The organism is Actinomycetospora flava (assembly GCF_037400335.1).
Taxonomy (GTDB): Bacteria; Actinomycetota; Actinomycetes; order Mycobacteriales; family Pseudonocardiaceae; genus Actinomycetospora; species Actinomycetospora flava.
On the sequence record NZ_JBBEGM010000019.1, the window covers coordinates 1 to 17,507 of the forward strand.

Annotated in this window: 21 protein-coding genes; 13 read left to right on the forward strand and 8 right to left on the reverse strand. The window is 73.4% G+C overall.

The window, feature by feature from the left end; genetic code table 11:
* A partial coding sequence (locus WCD58_RS30425) for an HNH endonuclease (protein ID WP_337706884.1) occupies positions 1-214 on the forward strand: 214 nt, incomplete at its 5' end.
* A 121-nt stretch (positions 215-335) separates the two neighbouring features.
* Here WCD58_RS30425 and WCD58_RS30430 read toward each other — a convergent pair.
* Positions 336-1,175 (reverse strand): helix-turn-helix transcriptional regulator, encoded by an 840-nt coding sequence (locus WCD58_RS30430; RefSeq protein ID WP_337707002.1) that lies wholly within the window; start codon positions 1,173-1,175, stop codon positions 336-338.
* A 182-nt stretch (positions 1,176-1,357) separates the two neighbouring features.
* On the opposite strand from WCD58_RS30430, the gene WCD58_RS30435 reads away from it, so the two are divergent.
* Positions 1,358-2,338, forward strand: coding sequence for an SDR family oxidoreductase (locus tag WCD58_RS30435; protein ID WP_337706885.1), 981 nt, complete (start codon positions 1,358-1,360; stop codon positions 2,336-2,338).
* Here WCD58_RS30435 and WCD58_RS30440 read toward each other — a convergent pair.
* Positions 2,308-3,039, reverse strand: coding sequence for an SDR family NAD(P)-dependent oxidoreductase (locus WCD58_RS30440; RefSeq protein WP_337706886.1), 732 nt, complete (start codon positions 3,037-3,039; stop codon positions 2,308-2,310). The two genes, WCD58_RS30435 and WCD58_RS30440, sit on opposite strands and share 31 nt — an antisense overlap.
* A gap of 133 nt (positions 3,040-3,172) precedes the next feature.
* On the opposite strand from WCD58_RS30440, the gene WCD58_RS30445 reads away from it, so the two are divergent.
* Together WCD58_RS30445 and WCD58_RS30450 are read left to right on the forward strand one after the other, a co-directional pair.
* A complete protein-coding gene (locus tag WCD58_RS30445; protein WP_337706887.1) occupies positions 3,173-4,045 on the forward strand; it encodes a bile acid:sodium symporter family protein in 873 nt (290 codons plus the stop codon).
* 17 nt (positions 4,046-4,062) lie between these two features.
* Positions 4,063-4,518 (forward strand): NUDIX hydrolase, encoded by a 456-nt coding sequence (locus tag WCD58_RS30450; protein WP_337706888.1) that lies wholly within the window; start codon positions 4,063-4,065, stop codon positions 4,516-4,518.
* 1 nt (position 4,519) lies between these two features.
* Here WCD58_RS30450 and WCD58_RS30455 read toward each other — a convergent pair whose 3' ends face one another.
* Together WCD58_RS30455 and WCD58_RS30460 are read right to left on the reverse strand one after the other, a co-directional pair.
* Complete coding sequence (locus tag WCD58_RS30455; protein ID WP_337706889.1) at positions 4,520-5,629, reverse strand: mandelate racemase/muconate lactonizing enzyme family protein; 1,110 nt, start codon at positions 5,627-5,629, stop codon at positions 4,520-4,522.
* Positions 5,630-5,654: 25 nt separating this feature from the next.
* Positions 5,655-6,404: an SDR family NAD(P)-dependent oxidoreductase gene (locus WCD58_RS30460; protein WP_337706890.1), complete on the reverse strand. Its 750-nt coding sequence runs from the start codon at positions 6,402-6,404 to the stop codon at positions 5,655-5,657.
* 128 nt (positions 6,405-6,532) lie between these two features.
* On the opposite strand from WCD58_RS30460, the gene WCD58_RS30465 reads away from it, so the two are divergent.
* Both WCD58_RS30465 and WCD58_RS30470 read left to right on the forward strand, forming a co-directional pair.
* Complete coding sequence (locus WCD58_RS30465) at positions 6,533-7,399, forward strand: MBL fold metallo-hydrolase (protein WP_337706891.1); 867 nt, start codon at positions 6,533-6,535, stop codon at positions 7,397-7,399.
* Positions 7,400-7,489: 90 nt separating this feature from the next.
* Positions 7,490-7,642, forward strand: a complete 153-nt coding sequence (locus WCD58_RS30470) for a CsbD family protein (protein ID WP_337706892.1) — start codon at positions 7,490-7,492, stop codon at positions 7,640-7,642.
* Between the two features lie 12 nt (positions 7,643-7,654).
* On the opposite strand, the gene WCD58_RS30475 is transcribed toward WCD58_RS30470, so the two are convergent.
* Positions 7,655-7,927: a hypothetical protein gene (locus WCD58_RS30475; RefSeq protein WP_337706893.1), complete on the reverse strand. Its 273-nt coding sequence runs from the start codon at positions 7,925-7,927 to the stop codon at positions 7,655-7,657.
* Between the two features lie 133 nt (positions 7,928-8,060).
* Between WCD58_RS30475 and WCD58_RS30480 the strand changes: the two genes are divergently transcribed.
* The gene (locus WCD58_RS30480; protein WP_337706894.1) at positions 8,061-9,233 is read left to right on the forward strand and encodes a uroporphyrinogen decarboxylase/cobalamine-independent methonine synthase family protein; all 1,173 of its coding nucleotides are present in this window, start codon (positions 8,061-8,063) and stop codon (positions 9,231-9,233) included.
* A 104-nt stretch (positions 9,234-9,337) separates the two neighbouring features.
* Positions 9,338-9,724 (forward strand): GNAT family N-acetyltransferase, encoded by a 387-nt coding sequence (locus WCD58_RS30485; RefSeq protein WP_337707003.1) that lies wholly within the window; start codon positions 9,338-9,340, stop codon positions 9,722-9,724.
* Positions 9,725-9,727: 3 nt separating this feature from the next.
* Here the strand turns inward: WCD58_RS30485 and WCD58_RS30490 are convergent, their stop codons facing one another.
* Entirely contained in the window at positions 9,728-10,306 is a 579-nt protein-coding gene (locus tag WCD58_RS30490) for a TetR/AcrR family transcriptional regulator (RefSeq protein WP_337706895.1), read from the reverse strand.
* Positions 10,307-10,379: 73 nt separating this feature from the next.
* On the opposite strand from WCD58_RS30490, the gene WCD58_RS30495 reads away from it, so the two are divergent.
* From WCD58_RS30495 to WCD58_RS30510, 4 genes are read left to right on the forward strand one after another with little or no spacing between them, the layout of a single operon-like run.
* Positions 10,380-11,252 carry an SDR family NAD(P)-dependent oxidoreductase gene (locus WCD58_RS30495; protein WP_337706896.1) on the forward strand — a complete coding sequence of 291 codons (873 nt, stop codon included), beginning with the start codon at positions 10,380-10,382 and terminating at the stop codon, positions 11,250-11,252.
* Positions 11,253-11,305: 53 nt separating this feature from the next.
* A complete protein-coding gene (locus tag WCD58_RS30500) occupies positions 11,306-11,971 on the forward strand; it encodes a hypothetical protein (RefSeq protein ID WP_337706897.1) in 666 nt (221 codons plus the stop codon).
* A gap of 58 nt (positions 11,972-12,029) precedes the next feature.
* Positions 12,030-13,268 (forward strand): MFS transporter, encoded by a 1,239-nt coding sequence (locus WCD58_RS30505; protein WP_337706898.1) that lies wholly within the window; start codon positions 12,030-12,032, stop codon positions 13,266-13,268.
* Between the two features lie 11 nt (positions 13,269-13,279).
* A complete protein-coding gene (locus tag WCD58_RS30510) occupies positions 13,280-14,248 on the forward strand; it encodes a zinc-binding dehydrogenase (protein WP_337706899.1) in 969 nt (322 codons plus the stop codon).
* Here the strand turns inward: WCD58_RS30510 and WCD58_RS30515 are convergent.
* Positions 14,238-15,530, reverse strand: coding sequence for an alpha-amylase family glycosyl hydrolase (locus tag WCD58_RS30515; RefSeq protein WP_337706900.1), 1,293 nt, complete (start codon positions 15,528-15,530; stop codon positions 14,238-14,240). The two genes, WCD58_RS30510 and WCD58_RS30515, sit on opposite strands and share 11 nt — an antisense overlap.
* Before the next feature lie 11 nt (positions 15,531-15,541).
* Between WCD58_RS30515 and WCD58_RS30520 the strand changes: the two genes are divergently transcribed.
* Positions 15,542-16,519, forward strand: a complete 978-nt coding sequence (locus WCD58_RS30520; protein ID WP_337706901.1) for an alpha/beta hydrolase — start codon at positions 15,542-15,544, stop codon at positions 16,517-16,519.
* Positions 16,520-16,532: 13 nt separating this feature from the next.
* On the opposite strand, the gene WCD58_RS30525 is transcribed toward WCD58_RS30520, so the two are convergent.
* Positions 16,533-17,456: a LysR family transcriptional regulator gene (locus tag WCD58_RS30525; RefSeq protein WP_337706902.1), complete on the reverse strand. Its 924-nt coding sequence runs from the start codon at positions 17,454-17,456 to the stop codon at positions 16,533-16,535.
* Positions 17,457-17,507: the final 51 nt, after the last annotated feature.

A 17,507-nucleotide genomic window follows, 5' to 3' on the forward strand; every position in this document is an offset into this window, starting at 1 on the left:
CCGCTGCCACGCCCACCACATCCGCCACTGGCGCGACCACGGCCCCACCCGGATCGACAACCTGGTGCTGCTGTGCAGCTACCACCACCAACTGCTCCACCACGGCCACTGGACCGTCACCATCCGGGACGGCCGGCCCTGGTTCACCCCACCCCACTGGATCGACCCCCACCAACGACCACGCCTCGGCGGACGACCCCGCGTCCCCGTCTGAGGCATGTGCTTCGAAAATCGAAGCAAGTTCACGAAAGCCGACGCGCCCTACGGCCGGTCGAGCCGTGCTTCACGTCGGCGGTGTCCGTGATCAGGAGCAGCGCCGGCCCGAATGACGCGCGTCAGTGCAACGCCTGCGCCCCGATCACGGACAACAGCTGCAGCTTTTCGTAGCTCTCGCTGCCCGGGACGGCCGTGTAGACGAGCAGCGACTGCGACTGCTCGGGGTCGAGGAGCGCCTGGCAGTTCAGGTCGAGCCGCCCCAGTTCGGGGTGGACGAAATGCTTCACGTCGTGCGGGCGGATGCCGACCTCGTGCTCGTTCCACACCGCCCGGAACTCCTCGTTGTCGGCGAAGAGCAGGTCCGCGAGGTACGCCGCGCGGGAGTCGCGGCCGCGCCGACCCATGACCTCCCGCAGGCCCGACGCCCACATCCGGGAGAGGAACTCGTGGTCCTCGGGCGCGTACAGCGAGCGGGCGGCAGGGTCGGCGAACCACCGGTACCCGATGCTCCGGAACGGCCCGGTGAAGCTCGTCGTGTCGCCGGTCAGGGCGACGCCCAGCGGGGTCTGGCGCAGCGTCTCGCCGAGCTCGGTGACGATCTCCGCGGGCGTGTCGTCGAGGCGGTCGAGCACCCGGAGCATGCCGGGACTGATGTGCTCGGCGGCCGCGCCCCGGGCCGGCGGGTGCTGCCCGGCGAGCCGGAAGAGGTGGTCGCGCTCGTCGAGCGAGAGATGCAGGCCCTGCGCGATCGAAGCGATCATCTGCTCCGAGGGCTGCGGCCCACGCTCACGCTCCAGCCGCGCGTAGTAGTCGGTCGACATGTGACACAGCGCCGCCACCTCCTCACGCCGCAACCCGCTCGTGCGGCGCCGCTGCCCCCGCGGCAGACCGACGTCCTCGGGCTGCAACGACTCCCGACGACGCCGCAGGAACTCCGCCAGCCCGGCCCGATCGATCATCGCCACCGCCCTCTCCCCGGTTCCTCTCGTTCGTACCGCCGACAACGGCCGCCAACCACGACCTGCCGATCCCCCCTTCGCGCGAGAGGGGTTCCCGTGATCCACGGATCGTCAGGCCGTGGTTGTCCGCGCGGTGACGCCGGAGTCTCGGTGGCAGACCCACCGACGAGAGGACGGCCGACATGGCCCGCACGCGTCCCGACATCACCCTCCCCGGCCTCGCCCCGCAGCGCGCCGTCGTCACCGGCGCGAGCGACGGCATCGGCCTCGGCATCGCGACCCGGCTCGCCCTGGCCGGCGCCGAGGTCGTCCTGCCGGTGCGGAACCCGCAGAAGGGAGAGGCCGCGCTCGCCTGGATCCGCGAGCGCGCGCCGAAGGCGACCGTCTCGCTGCGCGCGCTCGACCTCTCCTCGCTCGACTCCGTCGCCGCCCTCGGCGAGACCCTCCGCGAGGAGAACCGGCCGATCCACCTCCTGATCAACAACGCCGGCGTCATGACCCCGCCCGACCGTCAGACGACCGTCGACGGCTTCGAGGTGCAGTTCGGCACCAACCACCTCGGCCACGTCGCCCTCGTCGCCCAGCTGCTGCCGCTGCTGCGCGCCGGCCGCGCCCGCGTGACGTCGCAGGTCAGCGTGGCCGCGCGCGGCGGCGCCATCCACTGGGAGGACCTGAACTGGGAGCGCTCCTACGACGGGATGGGCGCCTACCGGCAGTCCAAGATCGCGTTCGGGCTCTTCGGGCTCGAGCTCGAGCGACGCAGCCGGGCCGGCGGCTGGGGCATCACCAGCAACATCTCCCACCCCGGGGTCGCACCCACGAACCTGCTGTCCGCCCGCGCCGAGCTCGGCCGCGAGCAGCCGACCCTGGGCCGCCGGATCATCGGCGCCATGGCCGCGCGCGGGCTGGTCGTCGGGACCGCCGAGTCGGCCGGGCTCCCCGCGCTCTACGCCGCGGCCATGCCGGACGCCCGCGGCGGGCGCTTCTACGGGCCGAGCGGGCTCGGGAACATGGGCGGCCCGCCCGCCGAGCAGAAGCTCTACGCGCCGCTGCGCAGTGAGGAGGAGGCCCGGCGCGTCTGGGAGGTCTCGCAGGAGCTGACGGAGTGCCGCTTCCCTGCCGCCGACGAGACTCAGGCGCGGACGAGCCCGCCGTCGACGTAGAGCGTCTGGCCGGTGACGAACGCGGCGTCGTCGGAGACGAGGAAGGCGAGCGACCCGGCGAGGTCCGCGGGCTGCTGCAGGCGCTTGATGGCCTGCAACTGCGGGACGATCTCGAAGAACGCCTCGGGGCCCGCCTCGGTGCCGGGCGTGCGGGTGAGGCTGGGCGCGATGGCGTTGACCGTGATGCCGTGCTCGGCGACCTCGGTCGCCAGCCCGCGGGTGAACCCGATGACGGCCATCTTGGTCGCCATGTAGTGGGTGAACCCGGTGACCGCCAGGGCGATCGAGTTCGAGGACATGTTGACGATCCGGCCCCAGCTCGCCGCGCGCATGGCGGGCAGGAACGCCTGCGTGACGTGGAAGAGTGCATCCACGTTGACGTCGAAGATCGCGCGCCAGTCGGCGAACGTGAGCTCCTCGAACGGCTTGTTCGGGTAGATGCCGGCGTTGTTGACGACGATCGACGGCGCGCCGACGCGCTCGGCGACCTCCTCGGCCGCGGCGGCCACCGAGGCGGGGTCGGTGAGGTCCACGCGTACCCCGATCCCGTCCCCGCCGGCCTGCTTGACCTCGGCGAGCGTGTCGGCGGCGTCGTCGCGGTCGAGGACGGCGACCGTCAGGCCGTCCGCCGCCAACCGCCCGGCGTAGCCGCGGCCGATACCGCTCGCCGCCCCCGTCACCACCGCGACCCGTGCACTCATCCCGGACCTCCTCGTCAACGACCGTTACCGGGACAAAGTGTGCACAGTTGACGAGCTCACGTCGAGGCTTGTCCGGACCGTCAGTTCTGTCCGAATATGAGCGCGCACCCGCCGCCGGCGCCCGGGAGAGCCGATGGACACCGCCCTGACCACCGTCGCCCTGGCCGTGGTGATGTTCGGCCTCGGGCTCTCGCTCACCGTGGGCGACTTCGCGCGGATCGCGAAGGAGCCGCGGGCCGTCGGGGTCGCGCTCGCGACGCAGATCCTCCTGCTCCCGGCGGCGTGCTTCGCGCTGGTCGTGGTCCTCGGCCTCGACCCGGTGCTCGCGGTGGGCATGATGCTGCTGGCCGCCTCCCCCGGCGGCACCACGGCGAACCTGTTCAGCCATCTGTTCCGCGGCGACGTCGCCCTCAACATCACGCTCACGGCCGTCAACTCGGTGATCGCCGTGCTGACCCTGCCGCTGGTGGTCAACCTCGCCCTCGGCTGGTTCGCGCCCCCGCTCGGGTCCACGGTCGGCCTGCAGTTCGACAAGATCCTGCAGGTGTTCGCGATCGTGCTCGTGCCGGTCGTCCTCGGGATGCTGGTGCGGCGGCTGTCGCCGGCGACGGCGGAGCGCGCCGAGCGTCCCGTGCGCATCCTCTCGGCGGTGGTCCTCGTCGGAGTGATCGCCGGCGCGCTGCTCGCCGAGCGCGAGGACCTCGGGACGTACCTCGCCGACGTCGGCGTCGTCACCACGCTGTTCTGCCTGATCAGCCTGACCGCGGGGTTCCTCGTGCCGCGGTTGTTCCGGGTGGGCTACCGGCAGTCGGTGGCCTCCGCCTTCGAGATCGGCATCCACAACAGCACGCTCGCGATCGCGGTGGCGCTGACGGTGCTCGGCGACGAGCGGCTCGCGGTGCCGGCGGCGGTCTACGGCGTGATCATGTTCCCGCTCGCCGCCGGCGCGGGCTACCTGCTCTCGCGCCGCGCCCCGACCCGCGAGCCGTCGGTCGTTCGTCCCTGACCCTGGACGATGGGCGGGTGCAGGAACGTCCCACCGCCCGCGTCGTGCTGCTCGACCCGCGCGGCGAGGTGCTCCTCATGCGCGTCGCGGGGCAGGACCCCGAGCTGTGGGTGCTGATCGGCGGCGGGATCGAGCCGGGCGAGACGGTGCTCGCGGCGGCGCGCCGGGAGCTCGCGGAGGAGACGGGCATCGTCGACGCGGAGCTGGGTCCCGTGCTCTGGTACGGCGAGCAGGTCCTCGAGTTCGACGGTGTCCCGCTCCTCTTCCGCCAGCACTTCGTCCTCGCCCGCTGCGCGTCGCGGGTGCTGTCCGACGCCGGCTGGACCCCCGAGGAGCGGGAGTTCGTCGCCGAGATGCGGTGGTGGTCGGTCGACGAGCTCGCCACCACCCCGCACACGATCGTCCCGCGGGACTTGGCGGCGCTGCTGCGCGACGGCGTCCCCCACGAGGTCCGCACTATCCCGCTGCGGTAGCTCAGGCCTCGTACACCGCCACCTGCCCGGTCAGCCGCTCCGGGCGCGGACGCACCCCGAGGCCGGGGCCCTGCGGCACCGCGATCTCCCCGTGCTCCACGACGACGGGGTGGTCGGGGTCGTAGTGGTGGCCGATGTACTCCTGGGCGATCCAGACCCCGTCGAGCAGGCGCGGCTCGACGGTGGCGGCGAGGTGGACGCACGCCGCGGCGATGACGTCGCCGCCCCACGCGTCGTCGACGGTGTGCGGCAGCGAGCGCAGCGCGCACAGGTCGCGGGCGACCGCGGCCTTCGTCAGCCCGCCGAGGCGGGTCACCTTGAAGGAGAAGCCGTCGCAGATCCTGTCGCCGATCGCGCGCAGCACGGTGTTGAGGTCGATCGTGGTCTCGTCCAGGGAGACCGGGTGGTCCAGGCGCCCGCGCAGCAGCTCCATCTCCTCGAGGGTGTTGCAGGGCTGCTCGAGCACGAAGGGGATGTCGGCGGTGAGCCGGTCGAACTGGATCGCGTGGGCGACGGTCATCCCGCGGTTCGGGTCGACGGTGAGGCGGGCGCGGTCACCGATCGCCTCCCGGACCGCGCGGACGGCCGCGACGTCCTCGCCGAGGTCCCGGCCGGCGACCTTGAGCTGGACGTGGCGGTACCCGCTGTCGACCTGCTGCGCCGCGCTGCGGGCGCTCGCCTCGGCCGACCCCACGATCACCGAGTAGTACGACGGCACGCGGTCCACCAGCGCGCCGCCGAGCAGCGTCGAGACCGGGACCCCGAGGCGCTGCCCGACGAGGTCGAGCACCGCGATGTCCACGGCGGCCTTCGCGTACTCGTGCCCTCCGAGCAGCGCGTCCATCCGCGCCGCGACGACCCGCGCCGACGAGGCGTCCGTGCCGACCAGGCCGGGGCCGATCCGCTCGAGCGCCGCGCGGGCCCCGAGCGCATGGTGGGGCTGGTACACCGGCCCGAGCGGGCACGTCTCGCCCCACCCCGACAGCCCCTCGTCGGTGACGATCTCGACCAGCGTGCTGTCGAGCGCCTCGACCGTCGTGCTCGACGTCCGGTAGGTGCCCGACGCCACCGGCAGCCGCGCCTCGTGGACGGTGATGCGCTCGATCCTCATGCGCGTCATGAGATCAGACATGAGCTCAGAACAGCCCCGGGTTCAGCGGTGACGCCGCGGTCATCCCGCCGTCGATGGTGAAGAACTGGCCGGTCACGTACCGCGCCTCGTCCGAGGCCAGCCAGGCCACCAGGTTCGCGACGTCCGCCGGCTCCCCGAACCGCCCGACCGGCAGGCGGGCCAGCGCGTCGCGGCGCGCTGCGTCCGGGTCGTCGGCCAGCGCGAACGCGTCCTGCGCCATCGCCGTCATCACCCATCCCGGAGCAACCGCGTTGCAGCGGACCGCGGGCCCGGGGTCGACGGCGATCGACCGCGTCAGCCCGTGCACGAACGCCTTCGACGCGTTGTAGAGCGCGAGCGACGGGTCGGCGACCTCCGCCGACGTGGAGCCGGAGTTGACGATGACCCCGCCGTGCTCGCCCATCTGCGGCAGCACGGCCCGGCAGAGGTTGAACACCCCGCGGCAGTTCGCCCCGACGACGAGGTCCCAGTCGGCGTCGGTCGAGTCGGTCACCGTCTTCTCGAGCTGCACGCCGGCGTTGTTGACCAGCACCGACACCGGCCCGAACGCCGCGTTCGCCTCGGCCACGATCCGCTCGGCGTCCGCGGGGACGGCGACGTCGGCGCGCACCCAGCGCACCCCGGGCGGGAGGTCACCGGGATCGGCGGACCGGCCGCAGGCCACCACCTGCGCGCCGTCGCGGTGCAGGCGGTCGACGACGGCCCGGCCGATGCCCCGGCCGCCGCCGGTGACGATCGCGGTGTGTGCGCTCATGGGCACAGCTTCCATCGCGATCGAGGACGCGGTGTCCAGCACCGTCGGACACCGGCCTTCCCGCCTGCCGTGCGGCGCGCTGCGATCGCGTCCGGGACGGGGGGCGTCCGCACCGGTGGAGGCTGCACATGCCCGACTACTCGATCCGCCCGCTGTGCTTCGCGCACGTCGACCTGCCTCGCGAGTTCTTCGGCGGGGTCCCGATCCACAGCGGCGAGGGGGTCTCGGCGTCCCCGATGATCTACGTGCTCGTGACCGGGCGGGACGACGACGGCACGACCCACCACTACCTCGTCGACGCCGGGTTCCACGCCGACAAGTGGATCCACCGGTTCGGCTTCTACGACTGGGAGTCGCCGGAGACGGTGCTGGACAAGGTCGGAGTGCGCCCGGCGCAGATCGAGAAGATCTTCCTGACGCACATGCACTTCGACCACGCCAACAACGTCGGCGCGTTCCCGAACGCCGAGGTGTTCGTGCAGTGGGACGAGTACCAGGGCTGGCTGAAGGCTCTCGCGCTGCCGGATCTGTACACCCCGCTCGGCGAGGAAAGCTGGATCACGTCGTCGTTCGACCGCGACGACGCCCGGGTGTTCGGCGAGCTCGCGCGCGACCACCGCCTGCTGTTCGTCGGCGACGACGAGGAACTCGCTCCGGGCATCCGCGGCCACCTGTCGAAGGACGGCCACACCTTCGGCACACAGTGGGTCTCCGTGGAGACCTCTGGCGGGCGCTACGTCGTCGCCGGGGACGCCGTGATGTGGTACTCGAACGTCGAGGAGATGTGGCCGAGCGGCTACACGAACGGCAACACCTACTCGATGCTCATGACCTACGGCGACATCCACCGCTACCTCGGCGGCGATCTCGACCGGATCGTCCCGGGCCACGACACCCTGCTGTTCGACCGGCACCCGAGCTGGACGGTCGGCCCGAACGAGGTCGCCGAGGTGCACGTCGCCGCGTGGGACACCTCCCTGCGCCCGGAGTCCTGAGCACCTCCGGACGGAGTCACTTCGCCGGGCAACCGGCCTCTTTACCGATGGCGCGCGACTGGTCGTGCACGACCCGGGAATCTCGATCACATGAGTGCCGACAAGACCGCCAAGAACCGCACGCAGCAGGTGAAGGGGAAGGCGAAGGAGGTCACCGGGCAGGCCACGGGCAACAAGAAGCTCGAGTACAGCGGCAAGAAGGACATGGCCGCCGGCGAGGTCAAGCAGCGCAGCGGGAGGTGACCGCCTCGCGGGTCATGCCCGGCGGCGGCGGTAGACGTTGCCGCCGGCATGGCTCGCGATGTCGGCGAACAGCGCCAGCGCGAGCCACAGGAAGTCGATCCCGACGACACCACCAGGCGCGACCAGCACGTACATCAGCGTCGTCCACGGCAGGATCAGGAAGCCGAGGATCGGCAGCAGCAACGTCCCGCCGAAGGCGACGCTCCAGGTCAACGGAGCGACCAGCCACCAGACGACGATGACGAAGCGGGGCCCGAGGAGCAGCAGCAGGATGAACAGGCACACACGTCGGTCGTAGTCCGCGCGGGCACCGGCGTCGCCACCCGTGGAGGATGAGGTCGCACGTTGACGTGATCTAGGTCACATCCTAGCGTCGGCGGCGGCTCCCCAGTCGCGACGACGAACCGGGAGCACCGTCATGACCGAGTACGACCCCCGCACCGCCACCGGGATCCCCACCGAGCCGGTCGGCTCGATGCCGCGGCCCGCGAAGCTCCAGGAGGCGTACGCGGCGTACGACGAGGGGAAGATCGACAAGGCGGCGCTCGAGGCCGAGCAGGACGCGGCCGTCGACGACACCCTCCGCCGTTACGAGGCCACCGGCGCTCCGATCATCTCCGACGGCGAGCAGCGGTGGTCGTCGTTCGCGACCTACCCGATCACCGACACCCTCGCCGGCACCGGTCTCGCGCCCTCGCTCGGGCCGGGCGGCCAGTTCTTCGCGATCTTCGCCGACGGCCACGGCCGCCAGCTGCCGCAGCTCGTGAAGGGCCCGTTCGAGTACGTGAACTACGCCGCGGACTCGCTGCGCAAGTCGATCGGGAAGACGTCGACACCGATGAAGCAGGCCGTCATCGCCCCGTCGATGCTCGCCCTGCTCTACCCGCTGCGCGACCCGGTGGAGGGCTACAGCCGCGAGGACTTCGAGGCGAAGCTGATCGACGAGTGCGAGAAGGACATCCGCCTCGCCTTCGACGCCGGCGCCGCGCGAGTGTCGGTCGACTTCACCGAGGGCCGCCTCGCGACGCGCGAGGACCCACGCAACCCCTGGACCGGCGCGGGCCTGCTCCCCCACTTCGTCGAACTGATCAACGGCGTCATGGCGCGCTTCACCCCGGAGGAGCGCACCCGCATCGGCATCCACACCTGCCCGGGCGGCGACCGCGACTCGGTGCACTCCGCCGACGTGCCCTACAACAACCTGCTGCCGGAGATGTTCAAGATCGATGCCGGCTACTTCCTCATCCAGCTCGCGAGCGAGCGGGAGAAGGACCCGGTCTACGAGTCGATCGGCAAGCACCTGCGCACCGACGCCAACGGCGTGATGCAGATGGCCTACCTGGGCGTGATCAACCCGGGCAACCCGCGCGTGGAGAGCGCCGAGGAGGTCGCCGACCGGCTCGTCCGTGCCGCCGACTTCATCGACCGCCAGCAGCTCGGCTCCACCGACGACTGCGGCTTCTCACCCTTCTCGATCGACGAGAAGCCCAACCACGGCTCCCCCGACTTCGCCCGCGAGGTGGCGTTCCAGAAGATCACGAACCGCGTCGCGGGGACGCGGATTGCCGCGGAACGGCTCGGGGTCTCCTGACGGCGGGAGACGGAGCGAAGCGGAGCTCGACCCAACACATCGTCTTCCGGGCCGCACGCGCCGACGAGTCGCCGGGCCGGGAGCTGCTCGCCGAGCTCAACGCGCTGCTCGACGCGCAGTACCCGGGCCGGGCGGCACGTCCGGGGTCGGTGACGACGCCCGACGAGATGGCGCCGCCGCACGGGCGGTTCCTCGTGGGCCACGTCGACGGCCGCCCGGTGGCGGTCGGCGGGGTACGGCGCCTGGAGGACGACGTCGCCGAGATCAAGCGGATGTACGTCGTGCCGTCGGCCCGCTCGCGCGGGGTGGGACGCGCGCTGCTGGCCGCCCTCGAGGAGGCCGCCCGCGAGCTCGGCTACGCCCGGGTCCGCCTCGACGCCGGCGCCGCGCAGCGGCACAGCCGGGCGCTGTTCGCCGACGCCGGCTACCGCGCGATCCCCCCGTACAACGGCAACCACATCGCGGTGTTCTTCGGGGAGAAGGCGCTGTAGCCCTCACGGCGTGAGCGTGCGCACCTCGGCCTCGACGGCGTCGAGGGCCTCGTCGAGCGTGGTGCCGTCCGGGCCCTCGAGCCAGCGGGTCAGCGCCTCGGTGACACACGCGATCCCGACGCCGGCCGTGAGGCGCGCGCGATCGTGGGGGTGGCCGCGGCGCACGAGCTCGTCGACGAAGAGCTGCTGCATCCGGGCGTGCTTCATGCCGTCGCGAGCCTGCAGCGCCGGCGTGCGGGCGATCACCCGCGCGCGCCGGGCCAGCGTCGCGCGGTCGGGCTCGATGACCTCGGCACCGGCGCGCACCGCGTGACGGAGGATCGCGGGCCCGGTGCTGCCGGCGGGCGCGGACGCCGCCGCCGCGGCCATGACCTGCGCGACCTCCTCGTCGCCGCCGAAGAGGAAGTCCTCCTTGTCGGCGAAGTGCCGGTAGAGGGTCCGCTGCCCCACCTCGGCGGCCTCGGCCACCTGGGCGACGGTGACCGCGTCGTAGCCGTGCTCGTCGAAGAGCCGGGTCGCCGCCGCGACGATGGCGTCACGGGTGCGCCGCTTCTTCACCTCGCGCAGGGACGGCGTGCTCACGAGCCCAGTGTGACAGGCTGCGCCATCTGGCAAAAATTGCCACATGGCACGTGTTGCCAGTAGCGTCGGCGTCATGCGCATCCTCATCACCGGGGCCACCCGCGGTCTCGGACTGGCCACCGCCCGCACGCTCGCCCGCCGCGGCGCCGACGTCGTCGTCAGCGGCCGCGATCCCGCCGCCGTCACGCGCGTCGCCGACGAGATCGGCGGGTCGCCGCTGCTCCTCGACCTCGCGCGCCCCGAGCACGTCCGCGAGGTGGCGGCGGGGCTGCCGGCCCTCGACGCGGTCGTCGCCAACGCCGGCGTGCAGTTCAGCGGGCCGACGCCGTCGTTCACCGCCGACGGCGTCGAGGAGACCCTCGCGATCAACGTCCTCGGCCACGTCGTCCTGCTCGACGCGCTGATGGCGGGCCCGCGCCCGCCGGCCCAGGCGGTTCTCCTGGGCTCGGGCACCCACGTCCCGGGCCTGACGGTGCTCATCCCGGACCCGGTGGAGGACCTCGACCTCGGCGCCCTCGCCCGCGGCGAGACGGCGGGCGCGAGCGGTCCGCAGCGCTACAGTACCTCGAAGCTGCACACCACCGCGCTCACCGGCGCCTACGCGCGGGCGTACCCCGCGACCCACTGGACCTGCTACGACCCCGGGCTGATGCCCGACACGGGCCTCGCCCGGTCCCGGCCCGCGTGGCAGCAGGGAGCGCTGCGGGTGCTCGCCGCCCCGCTCGTGGCGCTGGCGCCGTTCGCCCTCACGGCCGAGCAGTCGGGCGCCACGCTCGCGAGCCTCGTCCTCAACCCGACCGGCCCGTCCGGCGGTGTCCTGGACTACCGGCGCGGCTTCGGCGACCGGTCCTCCCGCGCGGCCGACCCGGCCTACCAGGACGGGCTGCTCGCCGCCGCCCGCGAGCTGCTCGCCACTCCGGCCGTGGGCAACCGTTCGGCGCGCTGAATCGGCGCGGCCCCCGTACGGTGGTGTGCGTCACTGCGCGGGGGTGGTCGGAGATGATGTCGACGTCCGACACGCCGGTGCGTCCCGACCGGCTGTTCGACCTGGTCACGGGCTTCCCACCGGACGACGCGATCGACCTCGTCGTCCCGGTGCCGCTCTCCCTGTCGCTGTACATGACCATGCTCGAGTCGACCGGCCACGCGTCGCCGGTGGCGGCGTTGCGGAAGATTCACGACCACGAGGCGTCGACCACGGCCCGCGCGGTGCAGGCGACCGTCGGGTACGTCCACGGGCCCGACGGCCCCGAGCCGGCCCGGCTGGCCCTCGCGCACGTCGTCGAGGAGCGCGTCCCCCGCGTCAACGGGGTGCGCCCGCACCTGCACGTCTACATCGGCGGGACCGCCGTCGCCCTGTCCGACGGGCGGCGGGTCCCGCTCGACCTCGACCTGCTCCAGTCCCGCGCTGACTCCGTCCTCTTCCCCGACCACCGCGACCGGCTGGCCGCGGCGTCGACGCAGGCCCTCGGGCTGGTGTGGGGCGAGGCGGCGACGGGGTCGCTGGAGCTCGCCGAGCCGCCCTGGCTCGCGGAGCGCGCCGCCCAGCTGCTCCGCGACGAGGAGCCGTTCTGCCCGGGCCCGTTCGGCCGGCGCCGGGTCGTGGCCGGCGAGCACCACCTGCGCCGGGTCGGCGAGGAGCTGCGGCACGCCGATCACGCCTAGACACTTCACCCGCTCCGGATGAGGCGCCCCCTACCCGCGACTCGTGAAGGTCGCTCCCGTGTCCGCCGTCGATGACCTCGCCGAGCTCGTCGAACGCGCCGGCGCCGCGGAGCGGGAGGCGCTGGCCTCGAAGTGGAAGGAGCGCGCGGACGTCGACGCGCTGCGCCGGCACGTCCGGCGGGTCCTCGACGACCAGCGGACCGCGGAGCGCCGGGAGCCGCTCGGCGCCGGGAGCGACGAGCGGCGTCTGCGGGTGCGGTCGGCGCTGCTCGCCGAGGACCACGCGGAGGACGGGCCCCCGCCGCCCGAGGCGGTGACCTACGCCGACGCCGCCCGCAGCGAGGCCGACGCCGCGGCCGCCGTCTCCGTGGCGCGGCTCGCCCTGATCGAGGCCCACCTCGCCGTGCTCGACGCCCGCCTCGCGCGGATCGACGCCGGCGAGGCCGAACCCGGGGCCGCGGCCGTGGACGGCCACGCCGTGCTGGCCGGGCGCACCGCGGTCGGGCGCCACGGACCGGCGCTCGCGCACGGCCTGCGCGGCGAGATCGGCTACATGCTCACGCGCAGGCCGCGCACGCTGCTCAAGAGCCTCGCGATCAGCCTGGCGCTCGGGCTGCTCTACCTCGGCGTGATCCGCCTGTTCCAGTGGGACCGGATGGCCCAGTATCTGCCCTACCTCGGGCTGTGGGCGGTCTCGGTGGTCATGGGCGGCGCGGTGTGCCTCAACGCGATGAGCTTCGACGGCGAGCGGGTGCGCGCGGCGCTGGAGAGCGGCGCCCGGCTCTGGCACCTCCTGATCACCAAGAACCTGGCGCTGATCTGCCTGGTGGCGCCGATCGGGTTCGTGATCAGCGCCCTGCTGTCCTGGCGGGCGGGGAGCTGGGAGGCGTTCCTCCGGGCCTGCGCGCTGATGATCTCGTTCATCGTCCTGTGGCTCGGCGTCGGCAACATCGCCTCGGTGATCGTGCCGATCCGCGACGAGCCGATCTGGCACCGGCGCAAGGACGGCACGCTCAAGCAGTTCGCGATCGTCTTCGCGGTGTCCTACGTGCTCGGCTATGTCGTGAACCTCATGCTCATCGTGCGCGTGTTCGCCGCGGAGCAGTGGGCGGCGCGGTCCGGCGTGACGGTGCTGCCCGCGATCTTCGTCGTCCTCAGCAGCGTGACGATGTGGGTGCTGCTCACGATCGTGGCGGTCGCGCTGTCGCAGCAGCCGAAGGTCCGGCGGGCCCTCATGAAGGAGCTCGTCGACACCAGCACGCCGCCCGCGACGCCCCCGCTGGAGCGCGCGACGTAGGTTCGGACGCCGTGCGCCGAGTGCTGTGTCGCGAGTTCGGGCCGACCGATCACCTCGAGGTCGTCGAGGAGCCCGACCCCACCCCCGGGCCGGGGCAGGTCGTCGTCGCCGTCGAGGCCGCCGGCGCCAGCTTCGTCGACGCGCTCATCGTGCGCGGCGGCTACCAGCTGCGTCCCGAGCTGCCGTTCACGCCGGGCAGCGCGGTCGCCGGGCGGATCGCGGCCGTCGGGGAGGGCGTCGACCGGCGGTTCGGCGGGTGCCGGGTCGCGGCGCTGATGATGGGGTTCGGCGCCGACGCGTCCCACGTGGTGGTGCCCGCCGAGGAGGTGGCGCCGCTGTCGGAGGACGTCGACGCCGCCGTCGCGGCCACCGCGCTCGAGAGCTACAGCACCCTGCTGTTCGCCGTCACCCACCGCCTGCCCATCGCCGCGGGCGAGCGCGTCGTGGTGCTGGGCGCCGGCGGCGGGATCGGGCTCGCCGCGGTCGACGTCGCCCGCGGGCTCGGGGCGCGGGTGCTGGCGGTGGCGTCGACCGAGGACAAGCGGCGGGCGGCCCTGGTCTCGGGGGCCGAGGACGCGATCGGCTACGACCAGCTCAAGGACGCGATCCGCGCGCACACCGACGGCGGCGCCGACGTCGTCATCGACCCGGTCGGCGGCGACGCCGCCGAGCCCGCCCTGCGCGCGCTGCGGCCGTTCGGGCGCTACGCCGTGCTCGGCTTCACCGCGGGCGCGATCCCCCGCCTGCCCGCCAACCGGGTCCTCATCGGCAACCGCACCGTGGTCGGCGTCGACTGGGGCGACTGGGCGCGCACCTCGCCGCCGGACGCGACCGCGCTGATCGGCGACCTGCTCGCGCGGGTCGACCGCGGCGAGCTGCACCCGCCCGAGCCCGCCCGCCGCCCGCTCGACGAGGCCGGCGCGGTGCTCGGCCTGTTCGCCGAGCGCGCCGTGACGGGGAAGATCGCGCTCATCCCCTGAGCATGCGCCAGGTGTGCGGCGGGAGCAGGAGGGGGTCGTCGGTCCCCGTGGCCTCCGCGAGCGTCTCGCCGTGCGGCAGGTCCGGGAACCGCCGGGGCTCGTCGTCGGTGGAGAGCAGGACGACGACCGCCTCGTCGGGGCCGGTGCTGCGCAGCGCGAGGGTCGTGTTGTCGAGGTGCTCGACGGCGGTGCGGGCGCGGGTGAGCCACGGGTGGCGCCGCCGGACGCCGATGAGGCGCTGGTGCAGCTCGCGGGTCGGGGCGCCGAACGGGGCGAGCCCGGCGGGGTCGTCGGGGAACGGCGGGCGCACCGCGTCGTCGCCGAACTCGTGCTCCTCCTTGACCCCGGTGAACGCCTGCTCGTCGCCGGCGTAGATCGTCGGAACGCCGCCGACGCCCATCAGCACCGCGAGAGCGTGCCCCAGGTGCTCGCCGTTCTCGAGGCGGCTGGCGATGCGCGTGACGTCGTGGTTGCCGAGGAAGGTCTGCGGGGCGAAGGTGTCGAGCATCGCCGAGTGCCGCTCGATCGCGTGCGCGAGCTCGTAGAAGTTGCGGTCGTTGAGCGCGCTCCAGATCGCCTTCCACAGCTCGTACTGGGTCACCGCGTCGAGCCCGGTCTCGGTGACGAACGCGGCGTAGTCGCCGTGGATGACCTCGCCGACGAACCACGCGTCGGGGTGCTCGGCGCGCACGCCGGGCAGGACCGCGCGCCAGAACGCGTGCGGCACCTGGTAGGCCGCGTCCAGCCGCCACCCGTCCGCCCCGCGGCCGAGCCAGTGCCGCATCACCGCGCCGACGTGCTCCTGGACGGCCGGCTCGTCGTGGTCCAGGGCGACGAGGAGGTCGTGGCCCTCGAAGAACTCCGGGTGCTCGCCGTGCTTCCCGTGCCACCGGAACCAGCGGCGCGCCTCGGGGTCGCCCTGCTCGGCGCGCCGGAAGGGCTCGAAGTCGCGGCCGACGTGGTTGAACACGCCGTCGAGCAGCACCCGGATGCCCCGCGACCGGCACGCCTCGACGAGGCGGTCGAAGTCGCCGTCGTCGCCGAGGCGCGGGTCGATGCGGAAGAAGTCGGTGGTGTCGTAGCCGTGGCTGCCCGAGGCGAACACCGGGCCCAGCGCGAGCCCGGAGCAGCCGAGCTCGAGCAGGTAGTCGAGCCAGGGCTCGAGCCGCCCGAGGCGGTGGTGCGGAGCGTCACCCGGCGGCAGCGCCTCGCGCTCGGCGCCGACGAAGCCCAAGGGGTAGACCTGCCACCAGATGACATGGTCGGTCCACGGCGCACTCATGGGAGAGCAGCATGCAGGTTCGTCGCGACATGATCGACCCGGAGCTGCGCCGGCGCGGCGCGCTGATGGGCCGGATGCTCGCTGCGCGGTCGGAGGAGCAGCTGCGGCGCGGGATGTCCGTGCCCGCCGTCGTCGACACCTGGCTGCGCGGCCGCGTCCCCCGCGGGCTCACGCGCGACATCGAGCTGGTGACCCGGCCGGACGGGTCGACGCTGCGGCTGTTCGTCTACCGGTCGGCGGCGCCGACCCCGGAACCAGGACCGGCCCTGCTGTGGATCCACGGCGGTGGCTACGCGACCGGCGCCGCCGAGTACGAGGCGTCCGGCTTCCGCGCGCTGATCGGCGGCAGCGGGGCCGTCGTCGTCACCCCCGACTACCGGCTGAGCACCGAGGCGCCCTACCCGGCGGCGCTCGACGACTGCTACGCCGCGCTGCGCTGGCTGCGGGAGAACGCCGACCGGCTCGGGGCGCGGACCGACCAGATCGCCGTCGGCGGCGCCAGCGCCGGCGGCGGGCTGACCGCGGCGACGACGCTGCTGGCCCGCGACCGCGGCGAGATCGCCGTCGCGTTCCAGATGCCGATCTACCCGATGATCGACGACCGCGGCGACAACGACTCCACCCGCGACAACGACGCCCCGATCTGGGACGCGGTCACCAACCGCTCGGCCTGGCGGATGTACCTCGGCGACCTGGCGGGCACCGACGACGTGCCCGCGTACGCCGCGCCGGCGCGCGCCACCGACTACGCGGGCCTGCCGCCGACCATGACCTACGTCGGCGACATCGAGGCGTTCCGCGACGAGACCGTCCGCTACGTGGAGAACCTGCGCGCCGCGGGGGTGCCCGTGGAGTTCCGCGAGTTCCCGGGCGCGTACCACGGGTTCGACGCGATCGTTCCGAAAGCGGCGGTCAGCCTCGCGGCGCGCGCCTTCCGGGACCAGTGGTTCGGGTACGCGGCGCGGACCTTCGTGGCGCCGCAGCCCTGAGCGATCTCCACGCTCAGGCCGGGTCGACGGGGCCGAGGCCTTGGCCGGCGGCGGCGCGGGTGAGGGCGTCGATCACCGCGCGGACGGTGGGGCGGTCGTCGGCGTGCGGGAGGTGCGCGACGACGATGGTGCGGCGCAGCGGCTGCTCGAACGGCACGATGCGCACGCCGTCCGCCGGGGCGAAGACGCGGCCGAGGTCGCTGGCGAGCGTGACCCCCAGGCCGGCGGCGACCATCGCCAGCGCCGTGGCCAGGCCGTCGACGTGGTGGCGCACGACGGGGTCGAAGCCGGCGCGGCGGCAGGCGCTGCGCACGGCGCGCCCGTAGTAGGTGCGCGGCCCCGAGATGATCCAGTGCTCGTGCGCGAGCCCGGCGAGGTCGACGCCGGGCGCGTAGGGACTGTCGGCCGGGGCGGCGAGGTGGATCCGGTCGAGCCCCAGCGGGACGACGGCGAGGTCGCCGGCCCAGGGCTCGGGGGCGTCGGGGTAGTCGAGCAGGAGCGCGAGGTCGAGCTGGCCGTGGCGCAGGTCGGTGACCGCGTCGTCGGTGTCGATCTCGTAGCTGTCCAGGGTGATGCCCGGGTGGTGGGCGGCGAGGTCGGCGATCGCGGCGGGCAGCAGCGACGCGGCGGCCGCGGCGAACACGCCGACCTCGAGCCGCGCGGTCAGGGTGTGACGTGCCTCCTCGACCGCCGCGCACGCCCGCTGCTCGGCGCTCAGCAGGACGTCGGCGTGCTCGATGAGCACGCGGCCGACCGGCGTGAGCCGCACCCCCCGCCCGCGCCGCTCGAGCACCGCGGCGCCGACCTCCGTGCTCAGCGCCTCGAGCTGCTGCGACACCGCCGACGGCGAGTAGTGCAGGGACGCCGCGGCGGCGTTGACCCCGCCGCGGCGCGCCACCTCGCGCAGCGTCCGCAGCCGGCGCAGCGACAGCTCCATACAGGAGAGCTGAACACCCCTGTGCGATGACGTCCAGTGGACACGAACGAT